Annotated in this window: 10 protein-coding genes; 7 read left to right on the top strand and 3 right to left on the bottom strand. The window is 66.6% G+C overall.

The features are described from left to right. Positions 1–202: 202 nt before the first annotated feature. From K4G53_RS05130 to K4G53_RS05120, 3 genes are all read right to left on the bottom strand, one after another. Entirely contained in the window at positions 203–1888 is a 1686-nt protein-coding gene (locus tag K4G53_RS05130) for an ABC transporter substrate-binding protein (protein WP_221384417.1), read from the bottom strand. 163 nt (positions 1889–2051) lie between these two features. Continuing rightward, on the bottom strand, positions 2052–4190 hold the full coding sequence (gene murJ / locus K4G53_RS05125; RefSeq protein ID WP_221384416.1) for a murein biosynthesis integral membrane protein MurJ: 2139 nt from the start codon (positions 4188–4190) through the stop codon (positions 2052–2054). A 58-nt stretch (positions 4191–4248) separates the two neighbouring features. Further along, complete coding sequence (locus K4G53_RS05120; protein WP_175317151.1) at positions 4249–4749, bottom strand: NUDIX hydrolase; 501 nt, start codon at positions 4747–4749, stop codon at positions 4249–4251. Between the two features lie 207 nt (positions 4750–4956). Here K4G53_RS05120 and K4G53_RS05115 point away from each other — a divergent pair, with 207 nt between their 5' ends. From K4G53_RS05115 to K4G53_RS05090, 7 genes are all read left to right on the top strand, one after another. Further along, positions 4957–6462 carry a CCA tRNA nucleotidyltransferase gene (locus K4G53_RS05115; RefSeq protein WP_221384415.1) on the top strand — a complete coding sequence of 502 codons (1506 nt, stop codon included), beginning with the start codon at positions 4957–4959 and terminating at the stop codon, positions 6460–6462. Beyond that, positions 6459–7043: a histidine phosphatase family protein gene (locus K4G53_RS05110; RefSeq protein WP_221384414.1), complete on the top strand. Its 585-nt coding sequence runs from the start codon at positions 6459–6461 to the stop codon at positions 7041–7043. The genes K4G53_RS05115 and K4G53_RS05110 overlap by 4 nt, the downstream gene beginning before the upstream one ends. 598 nt (positions 7044–7641) lie before the next feature. Next, positions 7642–7770, top strand: a complete 129-nt coding sequence (locus K4G53_RS21240; RefSeq protein WP_260323265.1) for a hypothetical protein — start codon at positions 7642–7644, stop codon at positions 7768–7770. Between the two features lie 47 nt (positions 7771–7817). After that, positions 7818–9272: a glycosyltransferase family 87 protein gene (locus K4G53_RS05105; RefSeq protein ID WP_221384413.1), complete on the top strand. Its 1455-nt coding sequence runs from the start codon at positions 7818–7820 to the stop codon at positions 9270–9272. After that, positions 9265–10707: an NAD(P)/FAD-dependent oxidoreductase gene (locus tag K4G53_RS05100; RefSeq protein ID WP_221384412.1), complete on the top strand. Its 1443-nt coding sequence runs from the start codon at positions 9265–9267 to the stop codon at positions 10705–10707. The genes K4G53_RS05105 and K4G53_RS05100 overlap by 8 nt, the downstream gene beginning before the upstream one ends. A 25-nt stretch (positions 10708–10732) precedes the next feature. Further along, entirely contained in the window at positions 10733–12721 is a 1989-nt protein-coding gene (locus K4G53_RS05095; RefSeq protein ID WP_221384411.1) for a penicillin-binding transpeptidase domain-containing protein, read from the top strand. Between the two features lie 90 nt (positions 12722–12811). After that, a complete protein-coding gene (locus K4G53_RS05090) occupies positions 12812–14494 on the top strand; it encodes an ABC-F family ATP-binding cassette domain-containing protein (RefSeq protein WP_221384410.1) in 1683 nt (560 codons plus the stop codon). Positions 14495–14527: the final 33 nt, after the last annotated feature.

Raw genomic sequence — 14527 nt, 5'->3', positions numbered from 1 at the left:
GCATGCTGAATATTCCAGCGCCCAAGCAAGGGATCCGTCAGAGACGGCACGGGAGGACCGTCTGCCGGGCGCCCTTCCCAGATTACAGTCCCCAAGGCGTACGTTTGGCCCGGGGGTAACAGAGCGCACAAGCGTGGTCGGTCACAAAAGTGGCCGTCGCCTGCACGGCAACGGCCACTGAGCCCGCAAAGGTCGAAGAGCGCTACTGGACCTTGATCTCCGCCAGGCGGAGGCCGTATCCGTAGCGCGTCTTCGGCGCGGCGAGCTTGGGAAGCGAATTGATGGAAACAATCACGTACTGTGCCTTAATGGGCTCCCCCACGGGGATGTTCAGGTCGGTGGACGTAAAGCTGTTGGTCCCCACAGTCTTGGCACCATCCAATGAAGGCTGGTCATTGGTGTAGACGGTGATGTTTCCGCCCGACCCACCGAGCTGGGAAAGCGTAACCGAGGACACCGGTGCCGCGGCCTTCAGCTTCACCACGAGTTGCACACCCTGCGGGGCCAAACCGCCCCAGTTCTCAGTGGCGAACTCCATGTCCGACCAGTAGCTGGCCGCGTTGCCGTCGTAGGCCTTGACCAGATCCCGGTCGAAGGTGGCGGCGAAGTCGAAGTTCCCCTGCCGGCTGACGCTTTCGATCGCCGGCGGTGCTGCGGGCGGCGCCGACTGGGGGGCCTGGCTTGCGGGCGCGGAAGCCTGCGGCGCGTTGCTGACCGGGGAAGTAGCCTTGGCCTGCGGTTCGGGGGTGAACAGGCTGCCCAGATTGGTGACAGCGAAAATCAGGCCGGCAATGAGCACAACAGCGAGGAGGCCGCCCACCAGCCACCGCATGGAACGTGGCTGCTTCCCGGACTCATCGCGGTCATCGTCGTGGTCCGCAAAGGCGACGCCGGCCGCCGCGGGCGTTGCAGTCCGGGCAAAGAGTGCCGACTTTCCCTTGACCGGCTGGGAATCACGTTCGTCGTCGATATCCTCGTAGCGGTCCTGATCCCCCGCCTGCGCGTAATCGTCATCCGACCACAGGGAAACCTTCGGCTTCCCTGTGGCACCGGCCTGTTCGGTGCTTGGACGGTCCGCGGCAGGCGCGCCGGAGGGCGTCCCAGTGTCCAGAGGACCAGCAGCGCGCACCGGGCCGGTCTCCACAGGTCCGGTGTCCACTTGCCCCGAGCCGGGACCCGAACCGGAACCGGAGCGCGCCGCGGAAGCGGTGTCATCGGCGGCATACTGCACAGGCTGGGCTGCTGTGGCATCGGGATCGACCCGCGATGCGCCGGCTCCCGACTTGGCCGCAGCCGAAGCGGCACCTGCGCCGGCCGCAGCCGAAGCGGCACCTGCGCCGGCGGCAGCACCTGCGGCAACTCCGCCGGCGGCCGCCGCAGCAGGACGGACGGGAGGCCGGGGAGGCGCAGCAGGAGAAGAACGGTAAGGATCAACCTGGCTGGGGTGGCTGTCCTGGTAGTTGATGTAACCGGCCTCGACGTTGTCTTCGTCGTCGTAGGGCTCGGGCTCGTGGGAGCGCGGCTGGCCGAAGATTTCGCTGCCCAGGGTGTCAGTGAAGAACGGCTCAACATAGGGAGGGTTGGTGGCCACCACGAGATCCAGCAGGTCAGCGGCGGAGGTGTGGTTGGTGATCAGGTAGGTAGCGGCCTCGGTGACTCCCAGGTCCAGGACCTGCACGGTGCCGGGACGTTCGCCGGTGGCAACTTCCCGGGCGCTCTGCGCGACCTGTTCGGTGTTTTCCGGTCCGGCAACCAGGATGCTGACCGGGCGGTTGAGGACCTGGTCCACACCATCCAGCACCAGATCGTGGTCGTGCGAGGCCAATACCGTGGCTGTGACCTTATAGCGGCCGCCAAGTACTGATCCGACATCGATCGGGTTGGACACGTGTTCCTCCTAGGCTGTCCGGAATTGCCGGCTTGGATGATGCAACCGCCGTTCAGGTCCCGCGTGCGGCTAACCCTCAATGCAACTACCCCTGTACCTGTTCGATCCTAGCCGATCCGGCCCGGACGGCCGTGGAGAAGACGGTTCCGAAACCGCCCGCGTATTACTTCTTCCGCCTGCGCCGGGACTTGAAATGCGGGTTTTCCCCGGCCTTCCCCTGGAACGTGCGGCGCCCTGGAAGCGGGATCTGCTCGCGGAGCAGCCCACCGCGGGCGGTGCTGGGCTGGTCCTCCGCCGGCAGGTAGGCGTCGTCGGCACCGTGGCGCGTGCCGTCGTCGTACGTTTCCTGGCGCCCCGCACCGCGCTCCGGATCCGGGCCCGCACGGAAGGAAACGGCGTCGAATTCGCCGGAAATGCGGGGAATCAGGCCCGTGTCCACCGACGTGGTGGCCCGCTCTGCACGCGGCCCCCGTTCAGCGCCGGCGTGGACGGGGGCGGACGACGGCGGGGTCCCGGCATCCGAGGGTCCGTCCTGGCGGCCGCGGCCCAGCCGTCCCAGGAGCGGGCGCAGCAGGTCGCGCAGTTCGGAGACCCGGAACAGCTTGAGCAGGAAGAAGTAGACCACCATCATGACGGGCCCAACCACGATGACGGTCACCAGCGCCGTGATCCGGTTCTGCCAGGCGAAGCCGTCCGGGCTGTAGCTGCCCATGAGCCAGAGGGCGCCCGCGCCGGCGATCGCCGAGCCCAGGGCTGCGTACCCCATCCGGATGTAGGAGTTGGCGATCCGCGCGCCGTCCAAATGGCCCAGCATGCGCCGGAGGAAGAACGCGCTGATGACCACCGAGAGGATGTTGCCCGCCATATAGAGGACGGCGATGGCGTAAATGATCTGGTTGACCGGGAGGAACTGGATGGCGAAGGCGCCGGCCACGTATACGACGGCCAGCAGCAACTGGACGTAGAACGGCGTGCGCGCATCTTCGTTGGCATAGAAGACGCGGGACATCATAAAGTTGGCGCTCATGAAGGGGGTGCTGAGCGCAAGGATCGTGAGCGTCTGTGCCAGCATCACGCCGTCCTGGCGCAGGCCGCCGGAGAAGAACATCCCCAGCGGACCGGCCAGCGCAAACAGCGCCAGGGCGCCAAAAACCGTGGCAACAGCCATGGTCCGCAGGCCGTGCGATAGCGCGTCGCGCAGTTCCGCCCGGTTGCCGTCCTGGGAAGCGCGGGTCATCCGGTTGAAGAGCACGGTGGCCAGGGACAGGGCGATGATCGAGTGCGGCAGCAGGTACAGCTGGCTGGCCACCTCCAGCACCGCGTTGCCCGGCAAGGTGGAGGCGGACGGGTCCCCCGCCTGCTGCAGCCGGATGCGTTCCGCACCGGGAATGGTGGCGATGCGCATGACGTACAGGAACGCGAGCTGCCCGACGGCGGCCGTCAGGAGCGTCCACACGCTCAGCCTCGCTGCGTGGCCCAGTCCCACGCCGCGCCAGCCGAAACGGGGACGGAGTCCTAGCTTCAGCCGCATCACGGGAACCATCAGGATGGCCGTCTGGGACAGCACGCCGATGGTGGAGAAGCCGGCGACGAAAAGTGTCTGCGTGCTGCCCCAGTTGTCCAAAGTGTGCGGGTTGAACTCGTTGGTGCCGAAAATCCAGATGAACATGCCCAGGCCGGCGATCGCCACCACGTTGTTCAGGATGGGGGCCCACATTGCAGGGCCAAAAGCGCCATTGGCGTTCAGGACCTGCGTGAGCAGCGCGTAGAGGCCGTAGAAGAAGATCTGCGGCAGGCACCAGAACGCGAAGGTGACCGCCAGTGCCTTCTGCTGCGGCGAATAGCCCTGCGTTGTCAGCTCAATGACGGCCGGCGCTGCCAGGGTCACCAGTGCAGTGAGGCCCAGGAGGAGCAGGACGGCCAGCGTCAGCAGCCGGCTGATGTAGTCGGCTCCCCGGTCCGGCGCCTTGCTGGCTTTGATGATCTGCGGCACCAGCACTGCATTGAAGACGCCGCCGGCCACCAGGAGGAAGATCAGGTTGGGCAGGTTGTTGGCGTTGATGAAGGTGTCGTTGACCGTTGATCCCAGGCCGAGGGCGGTGCCGAGCATCCAGGTCTTGCCGAAGCCCAGGAAGCGGGACACGAGCGTCCCGGCAGCCATGATGGCGCTGGAACGCGTCTCGCTGGCGCCCGCAGCCGCGGGCTGGGCAATGTCCGGTGAGGCCGGTTCCGGGGGGACACCGTCGGGTGCCGCGTCGTCCGGCCGGCCGGACCTGTCGGAAGGGAAGTTGGTAGCTGACATCGAGTTCATCGTCTCACCCGCCACCGCTTTACACGGCAACGACGGCGGTATGGGCCTTCTAGAGGTGTCCGGGCAGGACCTCGCGGGCGAGGTCTGCGATGCGGCGCTCGTTGGGGAATGACAGCTTCCGGGCCAGTTCCTGGATGGGCACCCATGCCACGTCCACGGCTTCCTGGTCGGGATCGTTTTCGATGGTCAGTTCTCCCCCGGTGGCACGCAGGAGGTAATGGTGCACGGTCTTGTGGACACGGTGGCCGCTGACGGTGAACCAGTAGTCGATACTGCCAAGGGGCGCCAGGATGCTGCCTTCGATGCCCGTTTCCTCGGCAATCTCCCGAACCGCAGCCTCTTCGTTGTTTTCCTTGCCCTCCGGATGCCCCTTGGGCAGGCACCACTCGAGCCGTCCGCCGCGATTAAGGCGGGCGATGATCGCAACCCGCAGCTCGGCGTCGGACGTGTCCACCACGACGCCGCCGGCGGAGACTTCCTCGACCGTGGGCAGCGATGCCGGTGCCGACTGCTGGGCAGGGGCGACGTGCGCACCGATTGCCGACGGCAATGGTGCGTTTGTCCTCCTGCCGGGAGCGCTCGGTACTGGATGGGCCATGGAGTCCACTCTAACGACAGTTGCCCCTTCATGATGACCGGAACATGACACCAACATGGACGGCATATGACGCACTTTGCGGGACGTAATGGAAAGAACGCCGATCCTGGCAGCTTTTTGGACTGCCGCGGCGCTGGTTTCTGCCAAGCTTAAGGAACTATGGCGCACGCACATCACAAGATTGATTCCCATACTGTCGACTTCAAGGTGGCCCCGGTGGTCCTGGAGCTGGGGCAGCGCTTCGTGGATGCTGGCCATGAGTTGTCTCTTGTGGGCGGGCCCGTGCGTGACCTCTTCCTGGGCCGGACCTCGCCGGACCTTGACTTCACCACCGACGCGACCCCGGACCAGACCGTGGCGCTGATCAAGAAGTGGGCGGACAATTTCTGGGAGATTGGCCGGGCATTTGGGACCATCGGCATGCGCAAGGCGGGGTTCCAGATCGAGATCACCACGTACCGCGCCGAAGCCTACGATCCCGACTCCCGCAAGCCGGTGGTGGCCTTCGGCTCTTCCTTGGCCGATGACCTGCTGCGGCGTGACTTCACCATTAACGCCATGGCACTGAAGCTGCCGTCCATGGAGTTGGTGGATCCGTTCGGGGGCGTCCGGGACCTGCACGCCTCCGTGCTGGCCACGCCGGGCGCACCGGAGGAGTCCTTCTCCGACGATCCCCTGCGGATGATGCGTGCCGCCCGGTTCGCCTCACAGCTGGGTGTCTCTGTCCGGGACGACGTCCGTGAGGCCATGACGGGCATGGCGGACCGCATCAAGATCATTTCCGCGGAGCGGGTGCGGGATGAACTGGTCAAACTGGTCTGCGGCGCCCGGCCGCGGACAGGAATCGACCTCCTGGTGGAAACGGGGCTGGCCGAGCATGTGCTGCCCGAAGTCTCCGCCCTCCGCCTCGAGTCCGACGAGCACCACCGGCACAAGGACGTCTACCAGCACTCCCTCCAGGTCCTGGAACAGGCGGCCGAACTGGAAACCGGCGCGGAGGGGCCCGTGCCCGGGCCGGACTTCGTGCTGCGCTTCGCAGCGTTGATGCACGACGTCGGGAAGCCGGCGACCCGACGTTTCGAACCGGGCGGCGCGGTGAGCTTCCGGCACCACGACATGGTGGGGGCCAAACTCACCACCAAACGGATGAAGGCGCTGCGCTTCGACAACGACACCACCAAGGCCGTTGCCCGGCTTGTGGAGCTCCACATGCGCTTCTACGGTTATGGCGACGCCGGGTGGAGCGATTCCGCGGTCCGGCGGTACGTCACCGACGCCGGTCCCCTGCTGGAGCGCCTGCACCGGCTCACCCGTTCCGACGTGACCACCCGCAACCAGCGCAAGGCCGAGCGCCTGTCCTTCGCCTACGACGACCTCGAGTCCCGCATCGCAGCCCTCCGTGAACAGGAATCCCTCGACGCCGTGCGCCCGGACCTGGACGGCGCCCGGATCATGGAGCTGCTCGGCCTGAAACCGGGGCCGCTGGTGGGCCGCGCCTACAAGTTCCTCCTTAATGAACGGATGGAGTACGGGCCCCTGCCCCTCGGGGAAGCGGAGGCGCGCCTGCTCCGCTGGTGGGCCGAACAACCTGAATCTGCACCTGCCGCACCGGACGCAGGCACCGTTCCTGCCGCCGTCGAACCTTCCACCGAGGAGTCCAAGTGACCAACGCCGCCTTCGCACCGCGCCCCCAGCTCTGGATCCTCCGGCACGGTGAAACCGAGTGGTCCAAGAGCGGGCAGTACACCGGCCTCACGGACCTGCCGCTGACCGTGGAAGGCGAACAGCAGGCGGTGGAGGCCCGGAAGGTGCTGGACACCGTCGACTTCGACCTGGTGCTCACCTCCCCGCTGCGGCGTGCACGGCGCACCGCCGAACTCGCAGGCTTCCCCGACGCCCGGCACGAGCCCCTCGCCGTGGAGTGGAACTACGGGGACTATGAGGGCATCAGTTCGGACCTGATCCGCAAGGACAACCCCGACTACCTGATCTGGACGCATGGGGTTCCCAACGGCGAGACGCTGGACGAGGTGGCCGCGAGGGCGGACAAGATCATTGGCCGCGTCCTGGAATCCGGCATGGACAACGTGCTGATCGTGGCGCACGGTCATTTCTCCCGCATCCTCACCGCGCGGTGGCTGGAGCTGCCCGCCACGGAAGGGCGGCACTTCATCCTGGGCACGGCCAAGGTATGCACCCTCGGCTGGGACAAGAAGACCCCCGCCATTGTGCGTTGGGGCCTCTGAAATCCCCTTTTCTGTTTCTTTTTGCTGTTTCTCCGGGAATTGCTGGCTCTGCCGGTAATTCTGCGGTACCTTTATTCCTGACGCCGAAGCATTGTGCCGGGGTCCGTTGACCGCAATGCACACCATGCAGCGGACCGCAGAAAAGGAGGTTGGGAAAATGATGACTTTGACTGGCGAATGGAATGCCATCATCAATGCCTTCCCGGCCTTTGCTGGTCCGGCGCGCGTGGCTTCGGTCAATTCCGGCTCCCGGAGGATTCTCCGCGCGCCGCGACGCCGCTAACCCGCGCCGGCCGGCGGGCTCCCGCCACAGCCGGGATTTCCGGGCTCTCCCGTTGACCTCACTGGAACTGCCACTGCTGTAGTGCCCGCTTCGTGTCCGAACGGGCCTGTGTCCGGATGCCCGGGCATTGCGGCAGTGCACTCCTGGCTCCCGGGATATTTCCCTTTCCGTAATTGTGCCCGCGCGCAATTTCCCTATTTCCCTTCCTGGGGATCCCCGTGCCGTAATTAGCCCGTTTTTGTGCGACTAATCGCGGTGCTAATCCGCCGTGCAATTTTCGCTGCCCAATCATGAAAGAAAGGAGGTATCCCTCTGATGCGGAAGATCATTGGACTTCTGTCCCGCCCACTGCAGCGCCGCAGTTCCCTCAACGTCGCTTTGCTGGAGCAGCACCGGAACGACGTTTTCGTGCTCATGCACCAGCAACTCGGCGGGCTGCGCTGACAGCCGGCCCCGGGTCCGGAACCGGGGCCGGCTGTAAGCTCGATTCCATGCACCAGACCCAGCCGCCGGAGAGTGGACGACGGTCCCGGATCGTGGTTCCCAGCCGCAGCGATGTCCTGCTGCGGAATTTCACCGAAGTCCTCGGCGGTCCGCTGGGAAAGAGGTCCGAGCCCGGACTGGTGTCCCCTGGGATCTTCACCGTGGAGCGGATCCTCATTGTCCTTACGGCCGTGGCAGCCCTGGTGGGAATCCTGCTGAAAGGATATTGCCGGGCCAACGGCTGGGAGACGCCGACGCAGTTCTACGCCACGTGCTACTCGGACTTTCCCGAACTGTTCCGGAACCGGGGCATCGCCGAGGGAACCTTCCCCATCCTCGGCCGCGGCAGCCAGTTCGAATACCCGGTGCTCATCGCGCTGATCGCGGGCGTGACGTCCTGGCTGGTACCGGGCGGAGACATCGACGCCCGCGCCCTGGCCTATTTCGATATCAACGTCCTGCTGCTCGCCGCGGTGGCGATGGCCACCGTCCTGGCTGTAGCCCGTATGCCCGGCCGGCGGCCGTGGGATGCCGCGATGGTGGCAGTGGCCCCTGGACTGGTGCTGGCAGGGACCATCAACTGGGACCTCTGGGCCGCCTGCCTGCTCGCATGGGGCATGTACTTCTTCGCCCGGAACCGCCCCCTGGCTGCAGGCGTCCTCATCGGCCTGGGCACCGCAACCAAGCTCTACCCCCTGCTGGTCCTGGGGGCCATCCTGCTCCTGGCCATCCGCACCGGCCGGTGGCGGCCCCTGGTGGCCACGGCCGGCAGTACCGGCGCCACCTGGCTGCTGGTCAACCTGCCATTCGCCGCAGCCAACCCCGCAGGGTGGACATACTTTTTCCAGTACAGCGCCGAGCGCGGTGCCGGGTACAGTTCGGCCTGGTTTGCCTACGACCTGGTGGCCGGCAGGCTTGGATGGTCGCGCCTCGGCGCCGACTCCGTCAGCGTACTGTCGGCCGTGTGCTTCGCTGCCGCATGCCTCGCCATAGCGGCCGTGGCACTGACCGCCCCCCGCCGCCCACGGCTGGCGCAGCTTGCCTTCCTGGTCGTTGCCGCCTTCATCCTCACCAGCAAGGTCTATTCGCCGCAGTACGTGGTGTGGCTTGTCCCGCTGCTTGCCCTGGCAAGGCCGCGGTGGCGCGACTTCCTCATCTGGCAGGGAATCGAAGGCCTCCATTGGGCAGCGATCTGGATGTACCTTGGACAAGTGACCAGCGCCGGCTCTTCCCAACACAACCTGGACATGCCCTACTACGTCCTTGCCGTTGCCGCGCACATGTTCGCGGTGGGCTACCTCATGGTCCGGGTCACGTGGGACATCTACGATCCCTCCTACGACCCCATCCGCCGCCACCACCTGGACGACCCCCACGGCGGACCATTCGCCAACGCGCCCGACCGGATCCTGCTTCGCGCAGGACGGCCACCGCTTTCGCCGAAGGCAAGCTCCCATGCCTGATGTCGCCGTCGTGGGATCCGGACCCAATGGTCTCGCCGCGGCAGCCGTCATGGCACGCGCCGGACTGTCCGTGGAGGTCTTCGAGGCCGCACAAAGCATTGGCGGCGGCACGCGGACCTCCGAGCTGATGCAGCCCGGGCACTTCCATGACGTCTGCTCCGCGGTGCATCCCATGGCGCTGGCGTCCCCCTTCTTCCGTGCCTTCGAGCTGCCCCGCCGGATAGACCTCATCACGCCGGAGGTGTCCTTTGGTTCGCCCCTGGACGGCGGCCGGGCGGCATTGGCCTACACATCGCTGGACCGGACCGCCGCAGGCCTGGGCCGCGACGGACCGGCCTACCGGCGGCTCATGGAACCGCTGGTCCGGAACATCGACGACGTCATGGACTTCACGCAGAACCAGCTCCTGCGGATACCCCGCAATCCGCTGGTGGCCCTGGCGTACGGCCTGCGGACCCTGGAGCAAGGGACGAGTATGTGGAACGTCCGGTTCCGCGAACAGTACGCCCCGGCACTGCTGAGCGGTGTGGCTGCCCACGCCGTTTCCCACCTGCCGTCCCTCGCCGCATCGGGTGCCGGGCTCATGCTCGGCGCCCTGGGGCATGCCGCGGGCTGGCCCATTCCCCGCCGCGGTTCCGCCACCATCGCTGCAGCGCTTGCGGACGATATCCGCGCCCACGGGGGAACCATCCACACCGGAACCCCGATCGACCGGCTGGAGCAGCTCCCCGCCACCCGGGCCACGCTCCTGGACGTCGCGCCCCGCGGGCTGGTGGACATGGCAGGGGATTCCCTCCCGGGCCACTACCGGCGGGCCCTGGAAGCCTTCCGCTACGGGAATGGATCCTGCAAGGTGGACTTCATCCTGTCCGGACCGGTTCCGTGGCAGGCCCCCGAACTCGCCGATGCCGGCACCGTCCACGTCGGCGGAACCAGGGCTGAACTGGCGCGGTCGGAGAATGAGGTCAGCGCAGGACGCCATCCCGAACAGCCCTACGTGCTGGTGGCACAGCCGTCCCGTTTCGACCCCAGCCGCGCGCCCGGCGCCCGGCACACCCTCTGGACCTACTGCCATGTTCCTGCCGGCTCAACGAAGGACATGACAAAAGAGATCACGGCACAGCTGGAACGCTTCGCCCCCGGATTCAGCGACCTCGTGGTGGAGTCGCACGCCATCACGGCCGCCCAGCTGTCCCAGTACAACCGGAACTACATCGGCGGCGACTTCAGCGCGGGGATCATGGACGTCCGCGGGCTGGTCCAGAAGCCGGTGGCCTCCCCCGTGCCCTGGCGGACGCCGCTGCTGGGTGTGTACCTCTGTTCCTCCTCTACGCCGCCAGGACCCGGAGTGACCGGCATGCCTGGCCTGCACGCCGCCACATACGCGCTCAAAGACATCTTCAAGCTGCCGGTACCGGGTCTGGGCATCGGCTGACCACGCGCCGGGGGATAATGGCGCGATGGGGAAATCAACAAAACTTTCGCTTGCCTTAGCCGCGCTCATTGTGGGAACAACCTTGGTGTCCTGCGACGACGGAAAATCCGGAGCGGAAGCAGCGGCACAGCAGCTCGCCACCGCCGTCTCGGCGCTGGACGTGGGAACTGTGGCCTTCGACGGCAAGGACGCCGCCGCAGCCAACGAACAGTTGCACGCGGTGTTCGCGTCCCTGGACCCGCAGAAGCCCGCCGTCCAGGCCGGAGAGCCCACCCTCGACGGTGACAACGCGTCCGCGCCGCTGTCCTACAGCTGGAAATTCGGCGACGCCGAGTGGAAGTACACGGTATCGGCGAAATTCAAGAAGTCGGGCGATAAATGGCTGGCGCTCTGGGAACCGGCCATTCTGGTTCCCGGCCTTGCCGACAGCGAGATCGTGACCAAAGGATCCCAGTCTCCCCCGCGTGCCGACATCCTGGGTGCCGGCGATGCGCAGCTGGTGACCTACCGCCCAGTGGTGAATGTGGGAATCGACAAGCCCCAGCTCGGAACGGCGGACCCTGCCGATTCGGCCGGCAAACTGGCCGCGTTGGTGGGAGTGGACCCGGCCGGCTACGTCCAGCAGGTCAAGGCAGCCGGAGCGCAGGCGTTTGTTTCTGCCATTACCCTCCGCGAGGAGGGCCGGACCATCACCAATGAGCAGATCCAGGCGATTCCCGGCGCACGCGCCATTCCCGCGTCCATCCCCCTGGCCCCGAGCAGGACGTTCGCCCGCGCCGTCCTCGGCTCCGTGGGCGAAGCGACGGCGGAACAGATCGAAGCGTCCGGTGGTGCCCTGGCCGCCGGCGACGTCACGGGCATCGGTGGGCTCCAGCAACAGTATGACAAACAGCTGCGCGGCACGGACGCCGTCGTTATCCGTGCCCAGCGGGCGGACCTGACACGGGAACAGATCCAGTCCTCGGCAACCGACCCCCGGCGTGTCCTTTTCGAAGTGGCACCCAAGCCCGGCACACCGCTGAAGACCACCCTGGACCCCCGGCTCCAGGCACTGGCCGAAAGCACCCTTGAAGGTGTTGGGCCGGCGTCGGCCATTGTGGCCCTCCGCCCTTCCAGCGGCGCCGTCCTCGCAGCCGCGTCCGGCCCCGGCAGCAACGGGTACAACACGGCCATGCTGGGTCAGTACGCGCCTGGCTCCATCTTCAAGATGGTTGATTCGCTCGCCATGTTCCGCAACGGGATGACGCCGGACTCCACCGTCCAGTGCACCCCCACGCTTACCGTGGACGGGCGCACCTTCAAGAACTCCGAGGGCTATCCGGAAACCTCCCTGGGATCGGTAACGCTGCGGGACGCCTTCGCGCACTCCTGCAACACGGCCTTCATCTCCCAGCGCGACGCCGTTTCGCAGTCGCAGCTTGAAGCCGCCGCCACCTCCATGGGGGTCGCCGTCGAAGCGCCCAGGCTCGGTGCCGAAGCGTTCCTCGGCTCGGTCCCGGGCCAGGCCGAGGGAACCGAACATGCCGCGTCCATGATCGGTCAGGGCAAAGTGCTGCTCTCCCCGCTGGCCGCGGCCATCATGGCAGGCTCTGTTGCGAAGGGCGCCCCGGTCTCGGCGCAGCTTGTCCTGAACCCCGACGCCGGTGCTCCCGCCGCCGGAACGACCGCAGGGTCCACCGCGCCGGCAGCCAAACCGTCAGCCACGGCAACCGCGGAAGCGCCCTCCACCGCATCGGACAAACCGATCACGGCAGCCGAGGCCACATCGCTGGGGGACATGATGCGCGCGGTGGTCACATCCGGGCACGCCGGGTTCCTCGCCAGCGTGCCGGGCGAACCCGTCGGCGCCAAGACCGGAACCGCCGAGTTCGGCACCGAAAATCCGCCCAAGACCCACGCCTGGATCGTGGCAGTCCACGGCGATTTGGCCGTGGCGGTGTTCGTGGAGGACGGCGGCCTGGGGGCCACCACGTCCGGGCCGCTGCTGAAGCAGTTCCTCACCGCCGCCGGCTAGAGATCCTGTCCACGCATGCGGACTTCAGCGCTGCTGTGGCCCGCATGCGTGGACAAAGACTCCGGGGCGGGGCGTGGGAAGATGGAGTCCGTGGCCCATATTGACGTTTCCGGCATCGACTACTTCCTCTCAGACGGCACCCAGCTGCTCAACGGGGTGACCTTCAAGGTCCCGGACGGCACCAAAACTGCCCTGATCGGGCCCAACGGCACCGGCAAGACCACGCTGTTCCGGATCATCGCCGGCGACCTCCTGCCGGATGAGGGAGTCATAGGCCGCTCCGGGAACATGGGCATCATGCGCCAGTTCGTGGGCCAGGTCCGGGACGGGTCCACGGTCCGTGACCTCCTGGTGTCCGCCGCTCCCCCGGCCCTTGCGGCAGCTGCCCGTGAAGTTGATGATGCCGAGCTGGCCATGATGGAGCACGACGACGAGCCCACCCAGATGCGGTACGCCCAGGCCATCGTGGACTGGGGCGACGCCGGCGGCTACGACGTGGAGACCGTCTGGGACGAGGTCTGCATGGCCGCGCTGGGACTGCCGTTCGACCGCGCACAGCACCGCCCGGCGTCGAGCCTCTCCGGCGGTGAGCAGAAGCGGCTGGTGCTCGAGGCACTGTTCGCAGGCCCCGACGACCTCCTCCTGCTCGACGAACCGGACAACTACCTTGATGTCCCGGGAAAGCGCTGGCTCGAGGACAAGCTGAATGAGTCCCGGAAGACCGTCTTCTTCATCAGCCACGACAGGGAACTGCTGAACAACGCGGCAGGGCGGATCGTGACGCTCGAGCCCGGCATCAACGGTGCCGCCGCATGGATCCACGGCGGGGGATTCGCCTCCTACGTGGAGGCCCGGGCGGACCGGAACGCCCGGTTCGAGGAGCTGCGCAAGCGCTGGGACGAGGAGCACATCAAGCTCAAGGAACTCGTCAACATGTACAAGAACAAGGCCGCGTTCCGCTCCGACATGGCCAACCGGTACCACGCGGCCCAGACCCGCCTCGCGAAGTTCCTTGAGGCAGGGCCGCCGGAGGCGCTGCCCATCGAGCAGAACGTGCAGATGCGGCTCAAGGGCGGCCGGACCGCTAAGCGGGCCATCGTGGCGGAACGCTTGGAACTCAGCGGGCTGATGAAAGCCTTCTCCACCGAAATCTGGTTCGGCGACAGGGTGGGCGTCCTGGGCTCCAACGGTTCCGGAAAGTCACACTTCCTGCGGCTGCTGGCCACCGGCGGCACGGATCCGGAGCGCGAGCACCTGCCCGTTTCCGATGTGGAGATTGCGGAAGTTCCGCACGAGGGGACCGTCAAGCTGGGGGCGCGGATCAGGCCCGGGTTCTTCGCCCAGACGCACGTCCGCCCCGATCTCCTGGGCAAGACGCTGCTGGAAATCCTGCACCGCGGTGATGAGCACCGTTCCGGGCTGGGCCGCGAGGCGGCGGCAGGCGCCCTGGACGGTTATGGCCTCGCGGGCCAGTCGGAACAGAAGTATGAGTCGCTCTCCGGCGGCCAGCAGGCGCGGTTCCAGATCCTGCTCCTGCAGCTCAGCGGTGCCACGCTGCTGCTGCTGGACGAGCCAACGGACAACCTGGACCTGCACTCCGCGGAAGCCCTGGAACGGGCCATCGACCACTTTGAGGGAACCGTCCTGGCAGTCACCCACGACCGCTGGTTTGCCCGGACCTTCGACCGGTTCCTGGTGTTCGGGTCCGACGGGAAGGTGTACGAGTCCGCCGACCCCGTGTGGGACGAACAGCGCGTCCAGCGGGCCCGCTGAACATCACTCCTCCATTCATGATCAAATGATCAT

Source organism: Arthrobacter sp. MAHUQ-56 (assembly GCF_019710585.1).
Lineage (GTDB): Bacteria > Actinomycetota > Actinomycetes > Actinomycetales > Micrococcaceae > Arthrobacter.
This window is presented reverse-complemented; position numbering and strand designations above follow the sequence as displayed.